The sequence below is a fragment of the Micromonospora sp. SL4-19 genome (genome assembly GCF_047921475.1).
Lineage (GTDB): Bacteria > Actinomycetota > Actinomycetes > Mycobacteriales > Micromonosporaceae > Micromonospora.
This window is the reverse complement of sequence record NZ_JBLROB010000011.1, coordinates 108,033-134,321: the sequence shown is the minus strand read 5'-3', so window position 1 is coordinate 134,321 and position 26,289 is coordinate 108,033. Positions and strand designations below refer to the sequence as shown.

General features: G+C 73.5%; 22 protein-coding genes and 1 pseudogene. 10 read left to right on the top strand and 13 right to left on the bottom strand.

The window, feature by feature from the left end; all coding sequences use genetic code 11:
* Window positions 1-903, bottom strand: a complete 903-nt coding sequence (locus ACNAVT_RS16745) for a tryptophan 2,3-dioxygenase (protein WP_416297265.1) — start codon at window positions 901-903, stop codon at window positions 1-3.
* Window positions 904-1,049: 146 nt separating this feature from the next.
* On the opposite strand from ACNAVT_RS16745, the gene ACNAVT_RS16740 reads away from it, so the two are divergent.
* The 3 genes from ACNAVT_RS16740 to ACNAVT_RS16730 all read left to right on the top strand — a co-directional run bounded on the left by ACNAVT_RS16740 (window position 1,050) and on the right by ACNAVT_RS16730 (window position 3,519).
* Window positions 1,050-1,520: an Lrp/AsnC family transcriptional regulator gene (locus ACNAVT_RS16740; protein ID WP_416297263.1), complete on the top strand. Its 471-nt coding sequence runs from the start codon at window positions 1,050-1,052 to the stop codon at window positions 1,518-1,520.
* Between the two features lie 148 nt (window positions 1,521-1,668).
* Window positions 1,669-2,178, top strand: coding sequence for a hypothetical protein (locus ACNAVT_RS16735; RefSeq protein WP_416297262.1), 510 nt, complete (start codon window positions 1,669-1,671; stop codon window positions 2,176-2,178).
* Between the two features lie 579 nt (window positions 2,179-2,757).
* Window positions 2,758-3,519 carry a class F sortase gene (locus ACNAVT_RS16730; protein ID WP_416297328.1) on the top strand — a complete coding sequence of 254 codons (762 nt, stop codon included), beginning with the start codon at window positions 2,758-2,760 and terminating at the stop codon, window positions 3,517-3,519.
* An 8-nt stretch (window positions 3,520-3,527) separates the two neighbouring features.
* On the opposite strand, the gene ACNAVT_RS16725 is transcribed toward ACNAVT_RS16730, so the two are convergent.
* Window positions 3,528-4,070 carry an HNH endonuclease gene (locus ACNAVT_RS16725; protein ID WP_416297260.1) on the bottom strand — a complete coding sequence of 181 codons (543 nt, stop codon included), beginning with the start codon at window positions 4,068-4,070 and terminating at the stop codon, window positions 3,528-3,530.
* 304 nt (window positions 4,071-4,374) lie between these two features.
* Between ACNAVT_RS16725 and ACNAVT_RS16720 the strand changes: the two genes are divergently transcribed.
* The 3 genes from ACNAVT_RS16720 to ACNAVT_RS16710 all read left to right on the top strand — a co-directional run bounded on the left by ACNAVT_RS16720 (window position 4,375) and on the right by ACNAVT_RS16710 (window position 7,505).
* Window positions 4,375-5,418 carry a mechanosensitive ion channel family protein gene (locus ACNAVT_RS16720; protein ID WP_416297327.1) on the top strand — a complete coding sequence of 348 codons (1,044 nt, stop codon included), beginning with the start codon at window positions 4,375-4,377 and terminating at the stop codon, window positions 5,416-5,418.
* Window positions 5,419-5,679: 261 nt separating this feature from the next.
* On the top strand, window positions 5,680-7,038 hold the full coding sequence (locus tag ACNAVT_RS16715) for an MFS transporter (protein WP_416297258.1): 1,359 nt from the start codon (window positions 5,680-5,682) through the stop codon (window positions 7,036-7,038).
* 77 nt (window positions 7,039-7,115) lie between these two features.
* Window positions 7,116-7,505: a globin gene (locus tag ACNAVT_RS16710; RefSeq protein WP_416297325.1), complete on the top strand. Its 390-nt coding sequence runs from the start codon at window positions 7,116-7,118 to the stop codon at window positions 7,503-7,505.
* Between the two features lie 51 nt (window positions 7,506-7,556).
* Here ACNAVT_RS16710 and ACNAVT_RS16705 read toward each other — a convergent pair.
* From ACNAVT_RS16705 to ettA, 4 genes and pseudogenes are all read right to left on the bottom strand, one after another.
* Window positions 7,557-8,142 (bottom strand): annotated as a pseudogene (locus ACNAVT_RS16705) (YbjN domain-containing protein).
* A gap of 131 nt (window positions 8,143-8,273) precedes the next feature.
* Window positions 8,274-8,933 (bottom strand): hypothetical protein, encoded by a 660-nt coding sequence (locus ACNAVT_RS16700; RefSeq protein WP_416297257.1) that lies wholly within the window; start codon window positions 8,931-8,933, stop codon window positions 8,274-8,276.
* Window positions 8,934-9,047: 114 nt separating this feature from the next.
* Complete coding sequence (locus ACNAVT_RS16695) at window positions 9,048-9,491, bottom strand: acyl-CoA thioesterase (RefSeq protein WP_416297255.1); 444 nt, start codon at window positions 9,489-9,491, stop codon at window positions 9,048-9,050.
* A 13-nt stretch (window positions 9,492-9,504) separates the two neighbouring features.
* On the bottom strand, window positions 9,505-11,181 hold the full coding sequence (ettA, locus tag ACNAVT_RS16690) for an energy-dependent translational throttle protein EttA (RefSeq protein ID WP_416297254.1): 1,677 nt from the start codon (window positions 11,179-11,181) through the stop codon (window positions 9,505-9,507).
* 319 nt (window positions 11,182-11,500) lie between these two features.
* On the opposite strand from ettA, the gene ACNAVT_RS16685 reads away from it, so the two are divergent.
* Complete coding sequence (locus tag ACNAVT_RS16685; RefSeq protein WP_416297253.1) at window positions 11,501-12,901, top strand: alpha,alpha-trehalose-phosphate synthase (UDP-forming); 1,401 nt, start codon at window positions 11,501-11,503, stop codon at window positions 12,899-12,901.
* A gap of 35 nt (window positions 12,902-12,936) precedes the next feature.
* Window positions 12,937-15,498: a trehalose-phosphatase gene (gene otsB / locus ACNAVT_RS16680; RefSeq protein WP_416297323.1), complete on the top strand. Its 2,562-nt coding sequence runs from the start codon at window positions 12,937-12,939 to the stop codon at window positions 15,496-15,498.
* An 84-nt stretch (window positions 15,499-15,582) separates the two neighbouring features.
* Here otsB and cobA read toward each other — a convergent pair whose 3' ends face one another.
* From cobA to cobC, 3 genes are read right to left on the bottom strand one after another with little or no spacing between them, the layout of a single operon-like run.
* Window positions 15,583-16,821, bottom strand: coding sequence for a uroporphyrinogen-III C-methyltransferase (gene cobA / locus ACNAVT_RS16675; RefSeq protein ID WP_416297251.1), 1,239 nt, complete (start codon window positions 16,819-16,821; stop codon window positions 15,583-15,585).
* The gene (gene cobT, locus ACNAVT_RS16670; protein WP_416297322.1) at window positions 16,818-17,885 is read right to left on the bottom strand and encodes a nicotinate-nucleotide--dimethylbenzimidazole phosphoribosyltransferase; all 1,068 of its coding nucleotides are present in this window, start codon (window positions 17,883-17,885) and stop codon (window positions 16,818-16,820) included. Before cobT ends, cobA begins: the two co-directional genes overlap by 4 nt.
* Window positions 17,885-18,982: an Rv2231c family pyridoxal phosphate-dependent protein CobC gene (cobC, locus tag ACNAVT_RS16665; RefSeq protein ID WP_416297249.1), complete on the bottom strand. Its 1,098-nt coding sequence runs from the start codon at window positions 18,980-18,982 to the stop codon at window positions 17,885-17,887. Before cobC ends, cobT begins: the two co-directional genes overlap by 1 nt.
* A gap of 132 nt (window positions 18,983-19,114) precedes the next feature.
* Here cobC and ACNAVT_RS16660 point away from each other — a divergent pair, with 132 nt between their 5' ends.
* A complete protein-coding gene (locus tag ACNAVT_RS16660) occupies window positions 19,115-21,250 on the top strand; it encodes a transglycosylase domain-containing protein (RefSeq protein WP_416297247.1) in 2,136 nt (711 codons plus the stop codon).
* Between the two features lie 38 nt (window positions 21,251-21,288).
* On the opposite strand, the gene ACNAVT_RS16655 is transcribed toward ACNAVT_RS16660, so the two are convergent.
* Window positions 21,289-21,918, bottom strand: coding sequence for a GNAT family N-acetyltransferase (locus ACNAVT_RS16655; protein ID WP_416297245.1), 630 nt, complete (start codon window positions 21,916-21,918; stop codon window positions 21,289-21,291).
* The gene (locus ACNAVT_RS16650; RefSeq protein WP_416297243.1) at window positions 21,915-23,279 is read right to left on the bottom strand and encodes a cobyrinate a,c-diamide synthase; all 1,365 of its coding nucleotides are present in this window, start codon (window positions 23,277-23,279) and stop codon (window positions 21,915-21,917) included. The genes ACNAVT_RS16655 and ACNAVT_RS16650 overlap by 4 nt, the downstream gene beginning before the upstream one ends.
* Before the next feature lie 161 nt (window positions 23,280-23,440).
* On the opposite strand from ACNAVT_RS16650, the gene ACNAVT_RS16645 reads away from it, so the two are divergent.
* On the top strand, window positions 23,441-24,265 hold the full coding sequence (locus ACNAVT_RS16645; RefSeq protein ID WP_416297241.1) for an SURF1 family protein: 825 nt from the start codon (window positions 23,441-23,443) through the stop codon (window positions 24,263-24,265).
* A 36-nt stretch (window positions 24,266-24,301) separates the two neighbouring features.
* Here the strand turns inward: ACNAVT_RS16645 and ACNAVT_RS16640 are convergent, their stop codons facing one another.
* The gene (locus ACNAVT_RS16640; RefSeq protein WP_416297239.1) at window positions 24,302-25,894 is read right to left on the bottom strand and encodes an ATP-dependent DNA ligase; all 1,593 of its coding nucleotides are present in this window, start codon (window positions 25,892-25,894) and stop codon (window positions 24,302-24,304) included.
* 140 nt (window positions 25,895-26,034) lie between these two features.
* On the bottom strand, window positions 26,035-26,241 hold the full coding sequence (locus ACNAVT_RS16635) for a hypothetical protein (RefSeq protein WP_416297237.1): 207 nt from the start codon (window positions 26,239-26,241) through the stop codon (window positions 26,035-26,037).
* Window positions 26,242-26,289 lie beyond the last annotated feature (48 nt).

The window sequence follows — 26,289 nt, the reverse complement described above, 5'->3', positions numbered from 1 at the left end:
TCACATCGCGGTCCGGGCCGACCACAGCTCCGGGAAGACCACCCGGGCCATGCTGCGCTGCAACCAGGCCAGCCCGGCGGAGCCGCCGCTGCCGACCTTGGCGCCCATGGTGCGCTGCACCGCCTTGACGTGGTGCCAGCGCCAGTCGGCGAACCGCTCGGCCACCTCGGTCAGCGCCTCGCCCAACAGCCGCAGGTGGTTGTCCGGGCCGCCGTCGGCGTAGATCCGCACCCAGGCCGCCTCGACGGCAGGGTGCGGCTCGTGCTCGGTCCGCACGTCCCGGCCGAGCAGCTCGGCGGGAAGGTCGAAGCCGCGCCGGGCGAGCAGGGCGAGCACGTCGTCCCAGAGGCTCGGCGCGGCGAGGGCGGCGGTCAGCTCCGCGTGCACCTCGGTCTGCCGGCGGAACGGGCGGATCAGGGCCGGGTCGCGGAGGCCGAGCAGGAACTCCAGGTGGCGGTACATCGCGGACTGGAAGCCGGAGCCCTCGCCGAGCCGGTCACGGAACCGGTTGAAGTCGGCCGGGGTCATCCAGCGCAACCCCTGCCAGGCGGCGTTGAGCCCCTCCAGGTGCAGGGCCGCGCGGCGCAGCGGGGGCAGGGCGTCCCAGATCCGGTTCGCCCGCAGTTCCCGCTGGGCGTGCCGCAGCTCGTGGCAGGTCAGGCCGAAGTACAGCTCCATGATCTGGCTGACCATCAGGAAGGACATCTCGCCCGGGTCGTCGCTGAGCGGCTGCTGCAGGCGGTGCAGCGTGCTCGCCCGCACGTACGCGTCGTAGGGCACCCGGTCGGCGAACTCCAGCGTCGGTTCGCCGCCGTTGCGCGCCGCCCGGGCCGCCCGCTGCCGCGGGGTGGCCGGACGCACGGCCGCAGCCACCGTGGGTGCCCGCAGGTCCGTCTTCTCCACCGTCTTCTCCCTCCGTACGTGGGGTAGACGACATGATCCCGCCAGTGGATCCGCCGATGGAATGCCTGTTCAACGGCGGTACGGTGGTTCGACCTGCCGGTTGGAAGGCCGCGCGGAGGACGGGTTCACGAACGAAAGGTCACGCAGTGGACGACATGGACTGGGCGCTGCTGCGCGAACTCCAGGCCGATGCCCGGCTCTCGTTCAGCGAGCTGTCCCGCCGGGTGCACCTGTCGCCGCCGGCCGTGGCCGAACGGGTCCGCCGGCTGGAGGAGTCCGGCGTGATCACCGGCTACCACGCGCACGTGGACCTGACCCGGGCCGGACGTACGGTGGTCGCGCTGATCCGGATGTCCTGCTACGGGTCCCGCTGCATCCTCAACGACCCGGAGGTGGCGGGCTGGCCGGAGATCATGGAGATCCACCGGATCACCGGGGACGCGTGCAGCATGCTCAAGGTGGCGGCGGGCTCGATCGACGAGTTCGAGGGGGTCATCGACCGGCTCGCCCCGTACGGCCAGCCGTCCAGCACGATGGTCCTCTCCACCCCGTTGCACTGGCACCCGGTCACCCCGCTCCCGCCCGCCGGCTCACCGCCCTCCACCCGCCGCCGCTGAGGGGTAGGGCGGGACACCCGGTCAACGCCTGCTGAACAGCAGGCCTCCTGTTGACAGCCCCGCACCGGTTTGCCCCGCGGCCAGCGGGAAAGCAACCGCCGCTGCCCATCAGCAGGATTCCGGTGCACCGCACCGGGAGGGGGGAATCATGCGAGGGCTCGTGTCACACCGTGCCCTGTCGGCCGTCCTGAGCGTGCTCGGGCTGGTCGCGGCGTTCGTCCTGATGACCGTCACCCCGGCACGGGCCGGGGAGAACGTCTTTGTCGAGGTCACGCCGAATCCCGCGCAGGCCGGCACCCGGGTGAGCATCCGGGCCAGTTGCGACAACGCGAACAACCGGCAGGCCGAGGTGAACTCGGACGCCTTCGGGCGGGTGATGCTCCGCCCGGACAACGGTTTCCTCACCGGGGCGGTGACCATTCCCGCCAACAAGCAGGCTGGTGACTTCCCGGTCGACCTGCGCTGCTCCAACGGGAACACGGCGTCGACCGTGCTCACCGTGTTGAACATGGCCCAGCCGAGCAAGGGCCCGGCCACCGGCGGTGGCGGCACCGCGGGCGGCCGGGGCGCGGGCTCGCTGCTGCTGGTCGGCGGGCTGGTCGCGGTGGCGGTGGTGGCCGGCGTCGGTGCCCGTCGCAGGACCGGGTCGCGCTTCTGACGGGGTGCGGCGATGGCCCGCTCACGGACCCGAGCCGGCTGGCAGCCGGACAGCAGGGACGACGGTCGCGCCACCCGGAGCCGCCGCAACGGCGGCACGACCGGGATCCGTGGCGACGGTCGCACCACCCGCGTCGGCGGCGCCGGGACCACCACGCCGCCCCCCGCCGGCGGCCGCACCACCCGGATCCACGGGGACGGCCGCACCGGCGGGATCCACCGCGACGCCCGCCCCACCGGCGACGGCACCACCAGGCCGGCCCGCACCGGCGGCCGCACCCCCCGGATCTACGGCGACGGCCGCACCACGCGGATGCATCGCGACGGCAGCACCACCAGGATCCGTCGCGACGGGCGCACCACCGGGCCCCGTGGCGACGGGCGCACCACCGGGGTCCGCCGCACGGGTGACCCGGCCGGGGTCGACCGCGACGCCGGCACCACGCGGATCCGCGGCGACGGCGGCAGCACGCCGGCCCGGGACGGCGGCCGCCCGCCGGGCCCGCGAAACGACCGGACCGCCACGAACCGCGGCGACGGCCGGACCGGGCGCGGCCGGACCGGCAGCGGGCTCCGGACCGTGCTGCGGCTGGCGGCCCGGGCGTCCCGCCGGTTCACCCGCGCCGCCGGCCAGGCCTCCACGGCCAGCGTCGCCACCGCCGATCCGCAGCCTCGGCTGGCCCGGCCCACCACCACGGCCGCCGCCCGCTGGCGGCACGCCGTACGGCGCGGCCCCGGCGCCCCGGTGCTGGTGATCGCCGCGCTGATGGTGCTGATCGTGGCGATGCTCGGCGTCGAGCGGGTGACCGGCGTCACCGTGCTGCCGGATCGGCTCTTCGCCGGGATACGTCCGCCGCCGAAGAAGTTCCCGGTGCTGTCGGCGAGCCCGCCGACGAACATCTCGATCAGCAAGCTCGGCCTGCGGGCACCGGTGCACCGGGTCGGCATCGCCTCGGACGGCACCATCGCCGTACCCGAGCTCGAGAAGGCCGGCGAGGCCGGCTGGTACGACCAGGGGCCGACCCCCGGGCAGAACGGACCGGCGGTGATCGTCGGGCACGTCGACACCACCTCCGGCCCGGCCGTCTTCCACGATCTGAAGAAGCTGGACGACGGCGACCGGGTCGAGGTGACCCGCGAGGACCACTCGGTGGCCGTCTTCGAGGTCACCTCGGTGCAGAAGTACGGCAAGGAGAAGCTGCCGGTCGACGAGATCTTCGGCGACTTCAGCCGGCCGAACCTGCGCCTGATCACCTGCGGCGGCCGGTGGGTGGGCGGCGAGACCGGGTACGCCGACAACCTGGTGGTCTACGCGTCCCTGGTCCAGTCGCGCGGCCCGTGAGCCGAGGCTCAGGCGGCGGCCTCGGGCTCCGGCTCGCGCAGGTCCAGCCAGTCCGCCCAGCGCGGATCCGGCGCCCGATGGCCGAGCACCCGCCACGCCGTCCCCTTCGGGGCGGCCGGCAGGCTGTGCAGCCGCCAGCCCAGCTCGGCCGGGGTCTTGTCGCCTTTGGTGTGGTTGCAGCGGGCGCACGCCGCGACCACGTTCTCCCAGGCGTGCCGGCCACCCCGGCTGCGCGGAAAGACGTGGTCGATGGTCTCCGCCGGACCGCGACAGTAGGCGCAGCGCCAGCCGTCCCGGGCGAAGATCGCCCGGCGGGAGAGCCCGACGTGGGTCCGGTAGGGGACCCGGACGTAGCGGGTGAGCCGGACCACCGAGGGGACGGGGAGCGCGCTGCGCGCGCTGTGCAGGATGCCGTCGCCGTCGGCGACGCAGACGGCCTTGGCCGACAGCACGAGGATCGCGGCGCGACGCACCGACACGACACACAGCGGCTCGTAGGTGGCGTTGAGAACCAGCGCACCGGAGCCCGCCGTGGGTCGTATGTCAGGCATCGTGCTCACCCTCCCGGTCCAGCCGCTCCCGCCACCGCCGCGCCGGTACGCCCCGCAGACAGTGAGGAACCGCACCGAAGCCGGCCGGATCACCGACGTCCGTTGCGCCAATCGTCCCTGATCGGGCCACGGATTGCACGCACTAATCCGGGGTACCCTCATGAAGCTTTTCCGGGTGTGCCACGATGACCGGTTCCACCCGAGGTGATCGGTTGCCAGGCGGACCGGCGGCACTCGTGGGTGGGCCGACAGCCGGCGCTCAGCGGCCTTGCGGTACGAAAGCAGTGTGAGTGCCACCGACCTGATGCTCCGCACCCTGGCCGCCCTGACCGCCGCGGCCGACCCCGACCCGACGCCGAGCCCTGAGTGCCTCCAGGAGCCGCTCTGCAATCATGTGTGGAAGGTCAGCGGCTCGGTGTGGTTCGCCGAGGGCAGCTACTGGATCCTGCTGAAGCCGCTGCGGATCGTCCTGATCCTGCTGCTGGCGGTCGCCGCCCGCTGGGCGCTGCATCGGACGATCAACCGGCTGGTGCGGACCACCACCGAGGGGGCGGTGCCCACCCTGCTCCGCCCGCTGCGGGAGCGGATCCCCAGCGCCACGGTGAACCCGGAGCAGTTCGTGCCGGAGCGCCGGCGGCAGCGCGCCGAGGCAATCGGTTCGGTGCTGAGCAGCATGGTCACCGCGTTCATCTTCGGCATCGCGCTGCTGATGGTGCTGAAGGAGTTCAGCTTCGACCTGGCCCCGCTGCTGGCCAGCGCCGGCATCGCCGGCGTGGCCCTCGGGTTCGGCGCGCAGAGCCTGGTCAAGGACCTGATCGCCGGCCTGTTCATGCTGATCGAGGACCAGTACGGTGTCGGCGACACCGTCGACCTGGGTCAGGCGACCGGCGCGGTGGAGGCGGTGGGCCTGCGGGTAACCACGGTCCGCGACGGCCGCGGGGTGCTCTGGTACATCCGCAACGGCGAGATCATCCGGGTCGGCAACAAGAGCCAGGGCTGGGCGCTGGTGGTGGTGGACCTGCCGATCGGCTTCGCCAGCACCGAGGAGGCCACCGCGGTGCTGCGTACGGCGGCGGCCTCGGTGGCGCTGGATCCCGAGCTTGCGCCCCACATCGTCGAGGAGCCGGACGTGCTCGGCGTGGAGCAGATCACGGTGGACGGCGCGGTGATCCGCACGGTGGTCAAGACGACCGCGGACGGGCAGTTCGCCGTCGGCCGCGAGCTGCGCCGCCGGCTGGCCGAGGCGCTGGAGAACTCCGGCATCACCGCCCGGATCGCGGCGGCCCGGCTCTATCCGGGGGTGCCGACCCGCGCCACGGGCGAGACGGGAGCCGCCGGACCGACCTGAGTCCAGTCGCCACCGGTCCGGGTCGAGGTGGACGATTTCGGGGGTCGCGCGCCAGCCGACCCCTCGGGTATCGTCCGTTCGTTCAGTCGGAGATGTGACGATCAATCCGTTCGCCCTAGCCAGTTGTCAGACGATCGGGCAGAATCCGGTGGGCACGCTCCCCCTGGAGCGTGCTCGTGTCCTCGCTGATCCGTAGATCTGACGACGGTTCCCGGTCGGACCATCACGAGTGGTCGGTCCTCGGGGACGATGGAGGCGACGGTGTCCGACGAGCGACCCGCCCAGGAGGGCCCGGCCACCTTCCGCGAGGTGTTCGCCCAGGCGGAGTTCCGCGCCCTCCTGTCGGCCAACACCCTGTCCTGGGTCGGCGACTACGTCGCCAAGGCCGCGGTCACCATCCTGATCTACCGGCAGACCGAATCGGTGGCGCTCTCCGCCGCCGCGTTCGCGGTCAGCTACCTGCCCTGGCTGGTCGGTGGCCCACTGCTCTCCGCACTCGCCGAACGGCACCGGTACCGCCAGGTCATGGTGGCCTGCGACCTGATCCGGATGGCGTTGATGGCCCTGGTGGCCGTGCCCGGATTGCCACCCTGGGCGATCCTCGTCCTGATCTTCGCCGCCACGCTGGCCAATCCGCCGAGCCAGGCCGCCCGGTCCGCGCTGATGCCGCACATCCTCACCAGCGACCGGCTGGTGGTGGGCCTGTCGGTCTCCGCGAGCACCGGCCAGGCGGCCCAGGTCGCCGGTTACCTGCTCGGCGCGGCGATCGCCTCGGTCAACCCCACCGCCGCGCTGCTGCTCAACGCGGCTACCTTCGCCGTGTCGGCGGCACTGGTCCGGTTCGGGCTCCGGGACCGGCCGCCCGCGATGACCGCGGCGCACCGCAGCCACCTGCTACGGGAGACCGGCCAGGGCTTCCGGCTGGTCTTCGGTTGGCCGGTCCTGCGGGCCATCGCCGTGCTGGTGTTCAGCGCGATGGTCTTCTCCATCGTGCCGGAGGGGCTCGCCGCGGCGTGGGCCGCCGAGCGGTCCGGACACGGCATGTCCACCGCCACCGCCCAGGCGGTCATCATGGCCGCCGGCCCGGTCGGCGTCATCCTCGGCGGGCTGCTGATCGGTCGGCTGGTCGCCCCGGCCCGGCGGCTGGCGCTGATCCGGCCGCTGTCGGTCCTCGCCCCGGCGGTCCTGGTTCCCGCGCTGCTCGACCCGCCCCCGCTCGTCGTGGCGCTCCTCGCGGCCGCCTGCGGCTTCGCGGTGGGGGCGCTGATGCCGATGGCCAACAGTCTCTTCGTCCGTGTCCTGCCGGACGGCTACCGGGCCCGGGCGTTCGGCGTGATGGCCAGCGGAACACAGGTCATCCAGGGCGCGGCCGTGCTGGCCACCGGGGCGCTCGCCGAGCGCATCGCCATCCCCGTGGTGGTGGGCGCATGGAGCATCGCCGGGGTGCTCCTGATGCTCGTCGTGGCGCTCGCCTGGCCGCGTCCGCAGACGGTGAACGCGGCCGTCGAGGCCGCCTCGGCCGGGTGGGCCGCCGCCCGTCACCACCCGCATCCGCCGGCTCGGGCCGGCGCTCCCGCGGCGGTCGGCGAGCGGGCCCGGCGCCGCCAGGCGGTGACCTGACTCGCTGCCTGCCGGTGGGCGGCGGCCACGCCGGCCGTACCTGGCAGGATGGAACCGTGACTTCCTCAGGCGAGTCGATGACCCTCTTCGAGGCGGTCGGCGGCGAACCCACCTTCCGCAAGCTGGTTGACGAGTTCTACGCCGGCGTCGCCACCGACCCGCTGCTGCGGCCGATGTACCCGGAGGAGGACCTCGGCCCGGCGGCCGACCGGCTGACCCTCTTCCTCGTGCAGTACTGGGGTGGCCCGCACACCTACTCGGAGCAGCGGGGCCACCCGCGGCTGCGGATGCGGCACGCGCCGTTCCGGATCGGCGCGGCCGAGCGGGATGCCTGGTTGCACCACATGCGCCGGGCCGTGGACCGGCTGGACCTGCCGCCGGAGATCGCCGCCGCGCTCTGGGACTACCTGGAGCGGGCCGCGTACTTCATGGTCAACGTCATGGAGGACCCGGCCGCCGGCGCCTGACGGCGGTCGACCGCGCGGCACGGCCGGGGCCGAGGGCCCCGGCCGGCGCGGTCAGAGCAGCGCACCCTCGTCGTGCAGCCAGTCCACGAAAGTGGTGGCCACCGCCGCGCCGCAGTCGAGCATCTCGACCAGCAGCGCGTCGTGGGTGCCCGCGCCGAGCGGGACTTGGAGCTCCGCGTAAATCGGAAGCTGGCCGCGCTCGGTCGGGTCGCCGATGTACGCCTTGCAGAACCGTCGGGTGTGGTTCCACTCGTTCACCACCCGGTAGGCACGGTCGGCCCAGTCCGGCGGGACCGTCGCGTGTGGACGTGCCCGCAGCACCAGGATCTCGTCGTCCGGGCCCTCCAGGGTGACCAGCACCGCGTGGCGCTCCCACATGGCCAGCAGGTTGCCTCCGCCGTCGGCCAGGTAGCGCACGTCGAGCAGGTCGAGCGCGTCGCAGACCCGGCGGAGGGTGACCGGGGCGACGATGGCCGGCATGTCCGCGATCACGGGCCGCTCGGCGGCCGGCGCGTCGTCCCCCGGCTGGCGGGGGGGTCGGTGGTCCGACCCGGACGGTGTCCTCCATTGTGATCCCGCTTCGAGTTTCCGGGTCGCCGCCAGCGGCGGAACCTGGGCGCCATGACCACCACGGCATCGCTCGCGCACCTCACTCCCCAGCGGATCCAATCGCCTACGGTGCGTTGGATCCGAGGATGGACGGTACCCGGACAGCCGGGTTGAGGCATCCCCCCAACGGCTGCCCCAGACTGGAAGAACGACCGGGGGTCATCCGTTCGGATGAACGATGGTGGGCGTGAGGGCGAGTTCTGTAACCTTTCGCGACCAAGCCGCTCCATACGGTCCGACCAGACCGACCCATCGGCCGGCGACGCGTACCTGGACGTCGCCGGGGCCGAGGAAGCCCATCCGGACCAGCCCCTGGACCAGCCGTTGCGGCACCTCCACCGGAGCGTCCGGCGTGTCGTCCGGGGTCACCACGACCGCGACGTGGTCCAGCAACGCGTCCCGCAGCGCGCGCTGCCCCACCGCGCGGCCACCCACGCCGTGTGCGGCCGCCTCGCGCAGCGTCCCGGCCGCCGCGGCGGCGATCCGGCGTACGTCCCCGGCGGGCAGCGTCTCCACCGCCCGGCTCGCCGGCGGCGGCAGCGGCCAGCGCCACCCGTCGTCGCGGCGCCGGGGCAGCCCGGCCCCGCCGGCCGCCAGCTCGGTCAGCAGCTCACCGGCGGCGACCGTGACGTCACCGGGGGCCGACCCGGCCACCGTGCGGACCACGAGGACGCCCCACGGCAGCCGGGCCCAGAGGGCGGTACGCCCCGCCTCCGGGACCGGCCGGAGCCGGACCAGGACGGCCGGGTCCAACCGGACCAGCCGGGCCAGGAAGGCACCGGCGTCGGCCACCCCGTCCAGCCCGTGGTCGGTGGTCACGTGCCCGCCTCAGTTCGCGACTGCGGGGCTCGCAGGACCGGCTCACTCCTCGCGCTCACAATGCCACCTCAGTTCGCGACTGCGGGGCTCGCAGGACCGGCTCACTCCTCGCGCTCACGGCGTCACCCCGGGCGCGTACCGGAGCAGGAAGGCACGCTCCTCCGGGGTGACCCGGCGGGGGCGCTGCGCGGCCAGGTCGAACGGAACCAGCACCGAACGGGCCCGGCTGGCGAGCACGTCGCCGTCGTACAGCTCGTAGGCGACGCTGAACGAGGCCGCCCGGATCTCGTCCACCCACAGCTCGATCCGGACCGTCGGGGCCGCCTCCGCACTGGCCCGGCCCAGCGCGTAGTCGACCGGGCGCAGGTAGTCGACCTCGTGCCGACGGATGACGACCCCGTCGGCGAACGAGCCCACCCCCCACGCCCGGCCGCCGGCGAACATCAACGCCACCCGCGCCTCCTCGTACAGGGTGAGGAAGCGCGAGTTGTTGACGTGGCCGTACGCGTCCAGATCGGACCAGCGCAGCGTGCAGTGGTAGACAAACCGATCAGACAAGGATCAGCACCGGTCAGTCACGGGTGAGCTTGCGGTAGGTCACCCGGTGCGGGCGGGCCGCCTCGGCGCCGAGCCGGTCGATCTTGTTCTTCTCGTACGCCTCGAAGTTGCCCTCGAACCAGAACCACTTCGCCGGGTTCTGGTCGTCGCCCTCCCAGGCCAGGATGTGCGTGGCGACCCGGTCCAGGAACATCCGGTCGTGGGAGATGACCACGGCGCAGCCCGGGAACTCCAGCAGCGCGTTCTCCAGGCTGGAGAGCGTCTCCACGTCCAGGTCGTTGGTCGGCTCGTCGAGCAGGATGACGTTGCCACCGATCTTCAGGGTCAGCGCCAGGTTGAGCCGGTTCCGCTCGCCACCGGAGAGGACCTTGGTCGGCTTCTGCTGGTCCGGCCCCTTGAAGCCGAACGCGGCGATGTACGCCCGGGACGGCATCTCCACCTTGCCCACCATCAGGTGGTCCAGCCCGTCGGAGACGACCTCCCAGACCGACTTGTCGCCGGCCAGGCCCTGCCGGTTCTGGTCGACGTACGACAGCGAGACGGTGTCGCCGACCCGCACGTTGCCATCGGTCGGCTGCTCCAGCCCGACGATGGTCTTGAACAGGGTGGTCTTGCCGACGCCGTTCGGGCCGATGATGCCGACGATGCCGTTGCGCGGCAGCGAGAACGACAGACCGTCGATCAGCACCCGGTCGCCGAAGGCCTTGGTGAGGTTGTTGGCCTCGATGACCGTGCTGCCCAGGCGCGGGCCCGGCGGGATCTGGATCTCCTCGAAGTCCAGCTTCCGGGTCTTCTCCGCCTCGGCGGCCATCTCGTCGTAGCGGTCGAGGCGGGCCTTGGACTTGGTCTGCCGGGCCTTGGCGTTGGAGCGGACCCACTCCAGCTCCTCGGAGAGCCGCTTCTTCATCTTGGCGTCGCGGCGGCCCTCGACGGACAGCCGGGCGGCCTTCTTCTCCAGGTAGGTGGAGTAGTTGCCCTCGTAGCCGATGGCCCGGCCGCGGTCCAGCTCCAGGATCCAGCCGGCCACGTTGTCGAGGAAGTACCGGTCGTGGGTGATCGCCAGGACGGTGCCGGCGTACTTGGCCAGGTGCTGCTCCAGCCACTGCACGCTCTCCGCGTCCAGGTGGTTGGTGGGCTCGTCGAGCAGCAGCAGGTCCGGGGCCTCCAGCAGCAGCTTGCACAGCGCCACCCGGCGGCGCTCGCCACCGGAGAGCTTGGTGACGTCGGCGTCCGGCGGCGGGCACCGCAGGGCGTCCATCGCCAGTTCGAGCTTGGAGTCGATGTCCCAGGCGTCGGCGTTGTCCAGTTCCTCCTGGAGCCGGCCCATCTCCTCCATCAGCTCGTCGGAGTAGTCGGTCGCCATCTGCTCGGCGATCTTGTTGAACCGCTCCAGCTTCGCCTTGGTCTCGGCGACCGCCTCCTCGACGTTGCCGAGGACGGTCTTGGCGTCGTTGAGCGGGGGCTCCTGGGCGAGCATGCCGACGGTGTAGCCGGGCATCAGCCGGGCCTCACCGTTGCTCGGCCGGTCCAACCCTGCCATGATCTTGAGGAGGCTGGACTTACCGGCGCCGTTCGGACCGACCACACCGATCTTGGCCCCCGGCAGGAAGTTCAGCGTCACGTTGTCGAGCACGACCTTGTCGCCGTGCGCCTTGCGCGCCTTTTCCAGGACGTAGATGAACTGGGCCACGGTGCGGGCTACCTCCGTCGGTTGCGATCGCGAGCTTGCGGGGCGCGGGCGCGGGCTGCGACTTCCGCCCGCCGCCGCCGGCCGGGAGTCGGCCGCGCGCACGCCGTCGTCAATCCTGACAGGTACGGCCGGCTCCGCCCACATCACCCCGCCCCAGGCGTACGGGCGCGCCGCGGCAGGCCGGGTTGTCGGCAAGATCACGATCGGGATTCAGCGGTTCCGGGGCGGGTAGGTGACTCCGGCACGGGGGAACAGACGCCGCAGCTACGCTCAGTACGCTCAACGCGGTGGACCCGTCAGCACCCGGAGGTGGCCGATCGTGACCGTCCGTAGCTCCTTTGTCGTAGTGGCGAACCGACTGCCGGTCGACGAGGTGAGCACACCCGAAGGACGGCAATGGCGGCGTAGCCCGGGGGGCCTGGTCACCGCACTGCACCCCGTCCTCGCCGAGCACCACGGCACCTGGGTCGGCTGGGCCGGTGGCACCGGCGCCGCCCCGGAGCCCTTCGACCTGGAGGGGATCCGGCTGCACCCGGTGCCGCTGAGCGCCGAGGAGCTGGAGCGCTACTACGAGGGGCAGTCCAACGCGACGATCTGGCCGCTCTATCACGACGCGGTCGAGACGCCGGCGTACAAGCGCCGCTGGCGGGAGGCGTACCGGCTGGTCAACGCGCGGTTCGCGGAGGCCGCGGCGGACGTCGCGGCCGAGGGCGCGACGGTCTGGGTGCAGGACTACCAGCTCCAGCTCGTTCCGGCGATGCTCCGGGAGCTGCGCCCGGACCTGCGGATCGGGTTCTTCCTGCACATCCCGTTCCCGCCGATCGAGCTGTTCATGCAGATGCCGTTCCGCACCGAGATCCTGCGCGGCCTGCTCGGCGCCGACCTGGTGGGCTTCCAGCAGCGGCTGGCGGCGCAGAACTTCGTCCGGCTCGCCCGGCACCTGCTCGGCCTGCGCTACGAGGGGCAGATGATCCAGGTCGACGGCCGGCAGGTGAAGGCCGGCGCGTTCCCCATCTCCATCGACACCCAGGAGATGGAACGGATGGCCGCCGACCCGGCGATCCAGGCCCGGGCCAAGCAGATCCGCGAGGAGCTGGGCAACCCGAAGACGATCATCCTGGGCGTCGACCGGCTTGACTACACCAAGGGCATCGAACTCCGACTGAAGGCCTTCCGCGAACTCCTTGCTGACGGAAAGTTGACAGTTCCCGACGCGGTTATGGTGCAGGTCGCCACACCGAGCCGCGAGCGGGTCGAGCACTACCAGGCACTAAGGGTGAAGGTCGAGCGCGAGGTTGGCCGGATTAACGGCGAATTCGGCCGGGTCGGCGTGCCCGCAGTGCATTATCTGCATCAGTCGTACAGTCGCTCCGAACTTGCCGCGATGTACGTCGCGGCTGACGTGATGATGGTGACCCCGCTGCGAGACGGAATGAATTTGGTGGCCAAGGAGTACGTCGCATCGCGCGCCGACCAGGGCGGCGCGCTCGTGCTCAGTGAGTTCGCCGGCGCCGCGACCGAGCTGCGCCAGGCGTTTCTGTGTAACCCGCACGACCCCGATGCGGTCAAGGACGCGCTGCTGCGCGCCGTGCACGTCGAGAGACCGGAGGCCCGCCGGCGCATGCGAACAATGCAGCGCCACCTGCGTACCCACGACGTCGGACACTGGGCCACGTCGTTCCTGACCGAACTCGGCGTGCCGGATGCGGAGGCCGCGTGAACTCCCCCGCCACCGCCACCCCGCACGCCGGAGTGATGGACCCCGAGCTGCGTGCCGCCATCGGCCGGATCGCCCGGGTCCCGCAGCTCCTGGTCGCCTGCGACTACGACGGCACCCTCGCGCCGATCGTCGAGGACCCCAGCAAGGCCGTACCGCTGCCCGAGTCGGTGGCCGCGATCCGCGCGCTCGCCTCGATGCCGCAGACCACCGTCGCGGTGGTCTCCGGGCGCGCGCTGCGCGACCTGGCCGCGCTCTCCCGCCTGCCCAGCGAGGTCCACCTGGTCGGCAGCCACGGCTCCGAGTTCGACATCGGCTTCGTCGAACGGCTCTCCCCCGAGCTGATCGCGGTGCGCACCCGGCTGCGCGACGCGCTGCGCGAGATCGCCGCGGCCCACCCGGGCGTACGCCTGGAGCGCAAGCCGGCCAGCGTCGCCGTGCACACCCGCGGGGTCGACCCGCAGGTCGCCGCCTCGGCCATCGAGGCGGTGCGCAGCGGCCCGGCCACCTGGGCGGACGTGACCGTCACCCAGGGCAAGGAGGTCATCGAGCTGTCGGTGGTCGCCACCCATAAGGGCACCGCGGTCGACCAGCTCCGGACCCAGCTCGCGGCGAGCGCGGTGCTCTTCATCGGCGACGACGTCACCGACGAGAACGCCTTCGGCAACCTGCACGGCCCAGACGTCGGCATCAAGATCGGTCCTGGCGACACCCAGGCCGACTACCGGGTGGCCGAGCCGATCGAGGCGGCCCGGGCGCTGGGCCTGCTGCTGGAGACCCGCCGGCACTGGCTCTTCGGCGAGCGGGCGGTGCCGATCGAGCGGCACTCGATGCTGGCCAACGGACGGACGGTCGCGCTGGTCACGCCGGAAGCCAAGATCACCTGGCTCTGCCACCCGAAGCCGGACTCGGCGGCGATCTTCGCCGACCTGGTCGGTGGCAGCCCGGCCGGGCACTTCACCGTCGGCCCCGAGCGCGGCGGCCTGCCGCTCGGCCAGCGTTACCGCAGCGGCACGATGACCCTGGAGACCCGCTGGTCCGGCCTGACCGTCACCGACTGGCTGGGCCTGCCGGCGAGGGAGACCACCCCGGACGGCCCGGCGATCGTCACCGGCGACTCGACGCTGGTCCGGGTCCTCAGCGGCTCCGGCCGGGCCCGGATCGAGTTCGCCCCGCGTCCCGAGTTCGGCCAGGTCGCGGTGCAGCTCCAGCCGATGGACGACGGGCTGCTGGTGCTCGGCTCCAACGAGCCCGTCGCGCTCTACGCCCCCGGCGTCGACTGGGACGTCACCAACGACGGTGGATACGAGACGGCCAAGGCCGTGGTGGACCTCTCCGCCGCCGGCGGCCAGGTGGTCCTGGAGCTGCGCTTCGGTACGCAGAGCCTGGAGCACCACCGGGTGCCGATCCACGAGCGGCAGGCCGCCGCGGAGCAGCCCTGGAAGGACTGGGTGGCCGGGCTGCGGCTGCCCGGCACTTCCCGGGACCTGGTCGCCCGCAGCGCGCTCACCCTGCGCGGGCTCTGCCACGAGCCCACCGGCTCGATCCTCGCCGCGGCGACCACGTCGCTCCCCGAGGAGTTGGGTGGCGTCCGCAACTGGGACTACCGCTACTGCTGGCTGCGCGACGGGGCGATGACCGCCCGGGCGCTGGTCGACCTCGGCTCGATCGAGGAGGCGGAGGCGCTGCTGCGCTGGATCGACGGCGTGATCGAGCGCACCGGCGGGCACCCGGAACGGCTGCACCCGCTCTACACCGTCGACGGGTACGAGCTGGGCGCCGAGGCGGTCATCGACACGCTGCCCGGGTACGCCGGATCCCGGCCGGTCCGGGTCGGCAACCTCGCCAACCACCAGCTTCAGCTCGACGTCTTCGGCCCGATCGCCGACCTGATCGCCGCGGTGGCGGACGCCCGGGGATCGGTCCGCGACGAAGAGTGGCGGGTGCTGGACAACATGGTCGAGGCGGTCCGCCGCCGCTGGCACGAGCCCGACCACGGCATCTGGGAGGCCCGCCTTCCGCCGCGGCACCACATCTTCTCCAAGGTCATGTGCTGGATGACCGTCGACCGGGCGCTGCACGTGGTGCGGCAGCACGGCGGCGAGGACCGGCCGGAGTGGGTGGAGCTGCGCGACCGGATCAGCTCCAACGTGCTGGAGTACGGCTGGCACGAGGAGGCCGAGGCGTACAGCGTCGCGTACGGGCACGAGGAGATGGACGCCTCGTCGCTCTGGATCGGCCTGTCGGGGCTGCTCCCGGGGAACGACCCGCGCTTCCTGTCGACGGTGCTGAAGATCGAGGCGGAGCTGCGTAGCGGCCCGGTCGTCTATCGGTACCACTGGGACGACGGTCTGCCCGGCCGGGAGGGCGGCTTCCACATCTGCACGGCGTGGCTGATCGAGGCGTACCTGCGCACCGGACGGAGCTCCGACGCGGAGGAGCTGTTCGTCCAGATGATCGACACGGCCGGCCCGACCGGGCTGCTCCCGGAGCAGTACGACCCGCTCGCCGAGCGCGGCCTGGGCAACCACCCGCAGGCATACAGCCACCTCGGCCTGATCCGCTGCGCCCTCCTGATGGACGACATGCTCAAGCAGTGACCTGACCAGCGACGACGGCGGCCCGGGACGATGCGTCCCGGGCCGCCGCCGGTTCGGGCAACCCGGGTCGGGGACGGCTTGCGGTCAGCTGCCCAGGGCGCCGACCACGTCGCCGATCACCACGATGGCGGGTGGGCGGAGGCCCGCGGCCGCCACGTCGGCGGCCACCGCGCCCAGCGTCGAGCGGAGCGTCCGCTGGCCGCTGGTCGTGCCCTCCTGCACCACCGCCGCCGGGGTCTCCGCCGGGCGTCCGTGCGCGACGAGAGTCGCGCTGATCGCGGCGAGGTTCTTCAGGCCCATCAGGACCACCAGGGTGCCGCGCAGGCCGGCGAGCGCCTCCCAGCGGACCAGCGAGGCCGGCGAGTCGGGCGCGACGTGGCCGGAGACCACGGTGAACTCGTGCGCCACCGCCCGGTGGGTGACCGGCACACCGGCCGCCGCCGGCACGGCGATCGCACTGGTCACCCCCGGCACCACGGTCACCGGAACCCCCGCCTCGGCGCAGGCCAGCAGCTCCTCGCCGCCCCGGCCGAATACGTACGGGTCGCCGCCCTTGAGCCGGACCACGAACTTCCCGGACCGGGCCCGGTCCACCAGGATCCGGTTGATCTCTTCCTGGGCGCGAGACGGCCCGTACGGGATCTTCGAGGCGTCCACCAGCTCGACCTCGGGGCGCAGCTCGTCGAGCAGCAGCCCCGGCACCAGCCGGTCGGCGACCACCACGTCGGCCTCGGTGAGCAGTCGCCAGCCCTTCACGGTGATCAGCTCCGGGTCGCCCGGCCCCGCCCCGACCAGCGCCACCCGCCCGGCCGGCCGGCGCGGGGTGTCAACCGGCGCCACCTCCTCTGCCCCAGGCGTCGACAGCGGGCCGGTCCTCGCGTTGAGCAGGGCACGGACGGCGTCCCGGACGGTCATCGCACGGCGGGGGTCGCCGCCACCGAGCACGGCCACGGTCACCGGGCCGTGCCGGGTGACCGCCGGGGTCCACGCGGTGGCGGCCGCCCGGTCGTCGGCGCGGACGCAGAAGATCCGGCGCTCGGCGGCCGCGGCGCTGACCGCGGCCGCGGCGACCCGGTCGTCGACGGCGACCTGGACCAGCCAGGCGCCGTCCAGGTCGGCGGGGGCGAACCGGCGCGCCTCCCAGCGCAGCCGGCCGGCGTCGACGTGGGCACGCAGTGCCGGGGTCAGCTCCGGCGACACCAGCAGGACGTCGGCGCCGGCGTCGAGCAGCGCGGGGACCCGCCGGGTGGCCACCGCTCCCCCGCCCACCACGACGACCCGCCGGCCGGCCAGGCGGAGCCCGAGGGGGTACGGGTTGCTCACTTCTCGGCCACTCCCGCCGAGTCGAAGGTGGCCACCTCGTGCAGCACCCGGACCGCGCCGGTGACGACCGGGAGGGCGAGCAGCGCACCGGTCCCCTCGCCGAGGCGCAGCCCGAGGTCGATCAGCGGCTCCAGGCCGAGGTGCCGCAGGGCAGCGGTGGCCCCCGGTTCGGCGGAGCGGTGCCCCGCGACCATCGCCCCGACGGCGTCCGGCGCGAACGCGGCGGCGGCGAGCGCGCCGCTGACCGCGATCACCCCGTCCAGCAGCACCGGCACCCGGTGGGCGGCGGCGCCCAGGATCAGCCCGGCCAGCGCCGCGTGCTCCAGCCCGCCGACCGCGGCCAGCACGCCCAACGGGTCGGCCGGGTCGGGCGCGTGCCGGTCGAGGGCGGCCCGCACGACCGCGACCTTCCGCCGGTACGTCTCGTCGTCCACCCCGGTGCCCCGCCCCGTCACCTCGGCCGGGTCGGCCCCGGTGAACGCGGCGACCAGCGCGGCGGCCGGGGTGGTGTTGCCGATGCCCATGTCCCCGGTGAGCAGGATGCCCGCCCCGCCGTCGACCAGTTCCCCGGCGACCCGGATGCCGGTCTCCACCGCCGCGCGGGCCTCGTCCCGGGTGAGCGCGGCGGTGACCGCCAGGTCCCGGGTGCCGGGGCGGACGTTCGCCGCGACCAGACGCGGGCCGGCCGGGTCGGCGACGGCCGCCGGGAGCGGGGTGGCCACGCCGACGTCGATCACGGTGACCGAGGCGCCGGCCTGCCGGGCGAAGGCGTTGACCACCGCGCCACCGGCCAGGAAGTTGCCGATCATCTGGGCGGTGACCTCCTGCGGCCAGGGGGTCACACCCTGGGCGTGCACGCCGTGGTCACCGGCGAAGACGGCCACCGCGGCCGGCTCGGGCAGCGGCGGAGGGCAGGCTCCGGCCAGCCCGGCGAGGCGTACGGAGAGGGGCTCCAGCGCACCGAGGGAGCCGGCGGGCTTGGTCAGCCGGCCCTGGAGGTCGCGAGCCGCCGCCATGACGGCCTCGTCGAGCGGCCGGATCGCCGCGACCGTGGATTCCAGCATCACGCCTCCAGGATCTCCGCCAGCGCGTCGGTGAACGCGTCGGTCGTCGCCGGATCGCGCACCGCGATCCGCAGCCAGTCCGGGCCGAGCCCGGGGAAGGTGTCGCCCCGGCGTACCGCCCAGCCGCGCTCGCGCAGTCGCTCCCGCAGCACGGCGGCGCCGGGTCGGTGGACCAGGACGAATGCGCTGGCCGGTCGGCCGACGACGCGTACGCCGGGCAGGCCGGACAGGCGGGCCACCAGGTGCTCGCGGTCGGCGGCGAGTTCGGCGGCGATCGCGCGCTCGGCCGCGACGGCGGCCGGGGAGGCGCAGGCGACCGCGGCGGCGAGCGCCGGGGTGGAGACCGCCCAGAGCGGCTGGGCGGCGGCGAACCGGGCGAGCAACGGCGCCTCGCCGAGCAGGTAGCCGACGCGCAGCCCGGCCAGCCCCCAGGTCTTGGTGAGGCTGCGGACCACCACGAGGCCGGGCAGGTCGCGGCGGGCCGCGAGGGACTCGGGTTCGCCGTCGACGCCCGGGGCACCGGTGGTGTCGGCGAACGCCTCGTCGACCACCAGCACCCGGCCGGGGCGGGCCAACGCGGCGAGCGCCCCGGCGGGGTGCAGGACGGAGGTGGGGTTGGTGGGGTTGCCGACCAGCACCAGGTCGGCGTCGGCGGGCACCCGGGCCGGGTCGAGCCGGAAGTCGTCGGCCGGGTCGAGCAGTACCCGGTCGACGGCGTGCCCGGCGGCCTGCAGGGCGGCCTCCGGCTCGGTGAACTGCGGGTGCACCACGACCGGGCGCCGGGCGTCGCGCAGCGCCCGGGCGATCAGGACGAAGCCCTCGGCCGCCCCGGCGGTGAGCAGCACCTCTTCCGGGGTACGCCCGTGTCGGGCGGCGACGGCGGCCCGGGCCGGGATCGGGTCGGGGTACGCGGCCAGCTCCCCCAACGCCGCGACCAGCGGGTCGGCCAGCCAGTCGGGCATCGGGGCGCGGCGTACGTTGACCGCCAGGTCGACCAGACCCGGGGTCGCCTCGGCGTCCCCGTGGTGCCCGAGGTCGAACTCGGCGTCCGCCGGCTCCCCGGTCGTGGCCGGCTTCCCGGTCAGCTGAGCACGCATGTCCGCGATCCTGCCGGGAACCCGCCGCGGGGGACAGCCGATCCCGGCGTGGGTCGCGTCACCACCACCCGACTGTCCGCCCGTTTATGAATTCTTCTCATTTCCGAATCGGAAATGTCATAGCTTGACCACGTGAGCAATCGACCCCTTGCCTCCGCTGGTCGTGCCGTTCCCCTCCTCCGCGCCGGGCTGATCGCCGGCATCGTGGTCGCCGCTGCGGCGTACCCGCTCGCCGCCGTGACCGGCATCGGCGCCAAGGCCACCGCGCACGCAGTGGAGCAGAAGACGAGCATCCTGAAGACCGCGCTACCCGCCGAGACGTCGTACCTCTACGCGCCGGACGGCAAGACCGTGCTGACGATGTTCTATGAGGAGTATCGGCAGTACACCAAGATCGAGGACATCTCGCCGAACGTCCAGCAGGCGATCGTCGCCGCCGAGGACAACCGCTTCTACCAGCACCGCGGCGTCGACCCCAAGGGCGTGGCCCGCGCCTTCGTGGCCAACTCCCGCTCCGGCGGCGTCTCCCAGGGCGCCTCCACGCTGACCATGCAGTACGTCCGGATGGCCCTGCGGGACAGCGCGAAGACGCCGAAGGAGGTCCAGGAGGCCACCCAGCAGACCAGCCTGCGCAAGGTCAAGGAGATGCGCATGGCGCTGGACATCGAGAAGGAGCTCAGCAAGGAACAGATCCTGGAGCGCTACCTCAACTCGGCCTACTTCGGCCACCGGGCGTACGGGATCTACGCGGCCTCGCAGATCTTCTTCTCCAAGACGCCGGCCACCCTCACCCCGGGCGAGGCGGCCACCCTCGCCGGCCTGGTCAAGTCCCCGTCGCAGTACGACCCGATCACCTCCGACCAGAAGGACGCCACCGCCCGGCGCAACTACGTGCTCGACAACATGGCCCGCCTCGGCTACATGTCGCCCGACGCCGCCACCGGGGCCAAGGCCGAACCGATCAAGCTGCGGTTGACCAATCCGCCGAACGACTGCGCCTCGCTCCTCGAGAAGTACCGGGCGACCTGGGGCTTCTACTGCGACTACCTGAAGAACTGGTGGAGCACGCAGCCCGCGTTCGGGGACAACCGGCTGGAACGGATGGACAAGCTCCGCCGGGGCGGCTATCGCATCGTGCTCGCCCTCGACCCGAAGATCCAGGAGGCGGCGGAGAAGAACGTGGGCGCCAAGGACGGCACCGGCAGCCCGTACGCCAACGGCATCGTGGTCGCCGAGCCCGGCACCGGACGGATCAAGGCGATGGCGGTGAACCGGAACTATTCGCTCGACCTGGGCGAGAACCCGAACAGCTCCAACCCGGAGGCCGGCCCGAACGTCAAGGCGAACTATCCGAACACGGTCGCGCCGTTGCTCGGCGGGGGCACACTCCCCGGCTACCAGGCCGGATCGACGTTCAAGATGTTCACGATGCTCGCCGCGCTCAACTCCGGGACCAAGCTCTCCGACACCATCAACTCGCCGTTCAAGTACCAGTCGGCCATCTACGACGGGTGGGCCCCGGTCAACGCCAGCGGCGCGATGACCGGCGTGCAGACCATGTGGTCCGGCTTCGGCAAGTCGGTGAACACCTTCTTCGTGCAGCTGGAGGAGAAGATCGGCGCGGAGAAGGCGGTGCGCCTGGCCGAGCAGCTCGGGCTGCGCTGGCGTACCGACGTGGACCGTGACCACGCCTCGCCGGACAATGCGAACAAGTGGGGCGCGTTCACCCTGGGCGTCTCCGACGCCACCCCGTTGGAGGTGGCGAACGCCTACGCCGCGGTCGCGGCCGACGGCCGATACTGCGAGGCCATCCCGGTCAACTCGATCCTGAACCGGGACGGCACGCCGGCCATGTACAAGACCGTCGGCGGGGTGGAGCGGGAGGTCGCCAAGCCGCGCTGCCGGCAGGTGGTCAGCGCGGACGCGGCCCGGGCCGCCACCGACGCCGCCCGGTGCCCGACCGGCGACACCCCGGCCAGGGGCAGCTGCGGCGGCTGGTCCACCGCCGACAGCGTCCGGGGTACGGTCGGCCGCCCGGTCGCCGGCAAGACGGGTACCACCGACAGCACCCGGTCCGCCTGGTTCGCGGGCTACACCCCGGAGCTGGCCGCGGCGAGTTTCATCGCCGACCCGGACAACCCGTTCAACGCGGTGGGTGACGGGCTGTCCCAGGTGCCCGTCGACGCGGTGGCGATGACCCTGCGCGACGCGCTCAAGGGCCAGCCCACCCGCCAGTTCACCCCACCGTCCGACCAGATCGTCGGCTGACTCCGGCCGTCGCCGGACTGTCCGGGGGTGCGCCCGGGCTAGTTGATCAAGAGGTTCGCGGCCGCCGCCGCGAACCTCTTGATCGCCTTTCCGGGGCTCAGCGGAGATCGGCGGCGACGAAGGACCAGAGCTCCAGGTCGACCCGGGCACCCCGGACGAAACCCGCGTTGCGCAGCAGCCCCTCGTAGCTGAAGCCGGCCTTCTCGGGCCACCCGCCGGGACGCCACGTTCCCCGGCGCCACCCGCAGCTCGACCCGCTGGAAACCGTGCTCCAGGATCAGCGCGATGGCGACCGCGTCCACCGCCTCGGCGGCCAGGCCGTACCCGCGGGCGTGCGGGGCGATCGCGTACGACACCTCGGTCAGCCGCGCACCCCAGTCGGTGCGGCGGGTCCACAGGCATCCGACCAGTCGCTGGTCCTCGCGGCGGACCACCCCGTAGTGGTCGCCGTCGCCGCTGTCCCGCCGCTGCCGGGCCAGCTCCGTACACCAGGCCGGTCCCTCGATCCGCCCGGACGAGTCGGCCAGCGGCAGCCAGCGCTGGGTCTGCCGGTCCGCGAACACCTCGTCGACCAGCTCGGCGTCCGCTGCGACGAGCCGGCGGACCTCGGTGCGTGGCGTCGAGACGGTCAGCGACGGGAAGCGGCGCACGGCCACCTGCCCGATCACGCCGGGGCCTCCGCCGGCACCCTGGCCGCCGCGACCAGCCGGGCCGCGACCTCCGGGTACGCGGCCCAGTGGGGCACCAGCTGCGAGGCGTGCACGCCGCGCCACACGAAACCCTCCGGGGCGCCGCCCTCCCAGCTCCACGCCGCCCGCTCGCCGGATCGTGGGGTGAGCACGGCCGCGTGCTGCTTGTGCCCGACCACAACCGCTCCGGCCGTTGCCACCACACTGTCGGTGCGGGCGGTCGCCTGCCGGTAGCCGACCACCAGGCCGTCCCGGCTCGTCCCGATCGCGTCCAGCACCCCGCACATGGGCAGGCCGTCCAGCTCCCGGGCCAGCCAGAGCAGGCCGGCGCCCTCGGCGATCACCGGCCGGCCGCTACGGGCCAGCTCGGCCACGGCGACGCAGAGCCGGCGGTTGGCGGAGAGCTGCTCCGCGTACGACTCGGGAAGCCCACCGCCGACGACCAGCGCGCGGGTCCCGGCGGGCAGCGTCTCGTCGCGCAGCGGGTCGACGGTGACCACCTCGGCGCCGGCGGCGCGCAGCAGCTCGGCGGTCTCCGGGTGGCTGTAGCTGCCGCCCGGGCCGCCGGCCAGCGCGACCACCGGCCGTTCCCCGGTCGCGCCGTCCGCCGGCGGCGGCGACCACGGCTCGACGGCCAGCTCCGACGCGGAACGGGCCAGCGCCAGCAGCCGGTCCAGGTCGACGGTGGCGGCCACCGCCTCGCCCAACCGGCGCACCGCCCGCAGCGCGTCGCCGTCCCGCCCGACCGCCGGGACCACGCCATGCCGGCGAGCGGGGAGCGCCGGGGGCGACTCGTGGCGGCGCAGCGCGCCGTAGACCGGCACCCCGACATCGTCGAGCGCCTCGCGCAGCATCGCCTCGTGCCGGGGCGACGCCACCCGGTTGAGGATCACGCCGCCCAGCCAGAGCTGCTCGTCGTAGGACCGGAAACCGTGCACCAGGGCAGCCACCGACTGGCCCATCGCGGCCACGTCCACCACCAGCACCACCGGGCTGCGCAGCGCGGTGGCGACGGCGGCCGTGGACTCGGTGTCCGGCCGGCCGGCGATCGAGTCGTAGAGGCCCATGGTGCCCTGGACCAGCGCGAACCCGGCCCCGGCCGCGCCGTGCGCGACCAGCGGGGCGATCCGCTCCGGCCCGACCAGCCGCGGGTCCAGGTTCCGCCCCGGGCGCCCGGCGGCCAGCCCCAGATACGCCGTGTCCACCTGGTCGGGCCCGATCTTGAAGCCGGTCACGTCAAGCCCGCGGTCGGCAAGGGCGGCGAGCAGGCCGAGGGCGATGGCACCGGTGCCGTGGCCCGAGGAGGGCGCGCCCAACACGACGCGCGGCACGACGGTCATCATCGGCTCCTCGAGGGCGACGGGGCATACGCGTGGATGGTGCGCGGCGCTTTCCGCCCGCGTGACCATACCCGTCCGGCCCGACGCGCGCGGGGCGGCGACCGACGGTTTCGGCCCGGCCCAGCTCAGTGGGCCCGCTCATACGGGTAGCCTTTCCCAACGTGTACCGGTTCCTGCTGACTCCGCGCTGGCTGGGCTATCTCGCGCTGACCCTGGTCGCCGCCGCGGTGATGGTGTTCCTCGGCAACTGGCAGCTGGACCGCTACCGGGGCCGCACGGCGGTCAACGAGCGGATCGACGCCGGCGCCACCATGGCTCCCGTGCCGCTGCCCGACGCCCTGCCGGCCCCGACCGCCGGTCCCGGCAGCACCGGCCCGGCCCCGGCCGAGCGGATCACCTGGACCAAGGTCACCGCGACCGGCCGGTACGACACCTCGAACATCGTCCTGGTCCGCGGCCGTACCGTCGACAGCGAGGTCGGCTTCGAGGTGCTCACCCCGCTGGTCCTCGCCGACGGCAGCGCGGTGCTGGTGGACCGCGGCTGGATCCCGCCCGTGCCGGGTGGTAGCGCCACCGTCCAGCCGCAGGTGCCCGCCGCGCCGACCGGGGACGTGACGGTCACCGGACGGGTGGTGGCCAGCGAGAGCGGTGGCGGCGCGGTCGACCGACGTGACGGCAAGCTGGAGACCCGGCGGATCAGCATCCCCCGCATCGCGAAGCAGCTGCCGTACCCGGTCGCCGGCGGTTACGTGCTGCTCGACCAGCAGACGCCCGCCGCCGACCCGGCGTTCCAGGCGGTTCCGATCGGGCACACCAACAACTGGCAGAACTTCGGCTACGTGGTGCAGTGGTGGCTCTTCGCCGCCATGAGCATCTTCGGCTACGGCTGGGTGGCGCGCCGGGAAGCACGGCGCGCGGCCGGTCTGGGCAAGCCCCGTCCGCCCGTCGACCGGGCCGCCGAGCCGGCCTCCAGCGCCTCGGCGTGACTCGGTTCCTCGGCTTCGTCCGCCTGACCGTCGGACTCACCCGGTGATCCGGCCGGCGTGGATGGCGCGTACGGCGTCGATGGTGTCCGCCTCGGCAGCGGTCTTGTCCTCCCGGTAGCGCACCACCCGGGCGAAGCGCAGCGCCATGCCGCCCGGGTAGCGGCTGCTCGTCTGCACCCCGTCGAACGCGATCTCGACCACCTGCTCGGGGCGGACCCGGACCACCCAGTCGCCCTTCTCCACGGCCAGGTCGAGGAACCGCTCGGTCTGCCAGCGCAGCAGGTCGTCGCTGAGCCCCTTGAACGTCTTGCCGAGCATCACGAACTCGCCGGTGCGCGGGTCGCGGGCGCCGAGGTGCAGGTTGGAGAGCCAGCCCTGCCGCCGGCCGCTGCCCCACTCGACCGCCAGCACCACCAGGTCGAGGGTGTGCCGGGGCTTGACCTTGACCCAGGCCGAGCCGCGCCGGCCGGCGTCGTAGGGCGCGGCGGGATCCTTCACCACCACCCCCTCCTGGCCGGCGTCGACCGCCGCCGCGAAGGCGGCCCCGGCCTCCTCCGGCCCGTCCACCTCCACCCGGCCGACCAGCAGCGTCGGGTCGACCGCAGCTGCCAACGCGGCCCACCGTTCCCGGCCGGGCAGGTCGATCAGATCCGTGCCGTCCAGATGCAGCAGGTCGAAGAAGTACGGCGTCAGCACGGTCTCGCCGGTGCGTTCGGCGGCGGCCAGCACCGCGGGCGCCACCGGCGTAGGGCCGGTGGTGCTGGGCGTGGTGCGCCGGGCCGCCCGGCTGGAGGTCTGCTGGAAGGGCAGCGGACGGCCGGTGGCGTCCAGCCCGATCGCCTCGCCGTCGAGCACCAGCTCCCGCGCCGGCAGGGCGCGGACGGCGGCCACCACCTCGGGGAGCCGGGTGGTGATGTCGTCGAGGCTGCGGGTGAAGATCGCGATGTCCTGGCCGGACCGGTGCACCTGGATGCGGATGCCGTCGAGCTTCACGTCGACCACCGCCGGGACGCCGGTGGCGGTGAGCGCCTCGTCGACCGTCGGGGCACTCTGCGCCAGCATCGGGGCCAGGGGGCGACCCAGCTGGAGGCCGAACCCGGCCAGCGCCGCCGCGCCGCCGGAGAGTGCCGCGACCGCCACCGCCCGCAGGTCACCGGCGAGCAGCAGGGCCCGCCGGACCGCCGCCACCGGCACGTCGGCGGCCCGGGCCACCGCGTCGGTGAGCAGGCCGGCCTGGGCGCCCTGGCGCAGCTCACCCCGGAACAGGCCGGCCAGCAGCCGCTGCTCGTCGGCGGTGGCCGCGGCGAAGAGCCGGTGCAGCAGCTCGCGTCGGCGGGCCTGCGAACCGGGGCCGCGGAGCGCCGCGAGCTCGTCGACCGCCGCGTCGACGCCGGCCACGGTCAGGGTCGCCTCGGCGGCCGGCGGCGGCAGGTCGCGCAGGCTCGCCCAGCCCACGCCGGTCTGCCGTTGGCGCAGCTCACCCGCGAGGTAGCCGGCTCCCGCCGGGACCTCGGCCGGGTCGAGCGAGCGCAGCGCGGCGGCGAGGAGCTCCACCTTGGCCCGCCGGCCGCTGGTGGCTCCCACCGCGGCGGAGGTGGCCGCCAGGTCGAGGAACCGCACGGATCCCATCCTGCCAGCCACCCCCGACCCGGCGGCGCATCCCGGCCGGGCGACGGATCCCGCGCGTCGCCCGGCCGGGACGCCGTCGCGCGTGGGCGGCACGGACGGGCACCGCGCGGCAGCGCCGCGAACCGGGTGAGCCGGCCCGGTCAGGCCGAGACCGGCTCCTCGATCCGCAGGCCACGGGCGCGGACCTCGTCGGCGACCCGGGTGAGCAGCGCGTCGAGCGCGACCAGCGCGGCGGAGAGCTCGCCGAGCTGTTCCTTGAGCGTGTCCTCGGGCCACGCGGAGACGTCGACGTCCCCCAGAGCACTCACGGCGGCCTGGAGCCGCGCCATCTCGTCGTTCGTACGCATGTTCGAGAGGCTATAACACCCCTGCGCCCGACACACCGCAAACTCCGA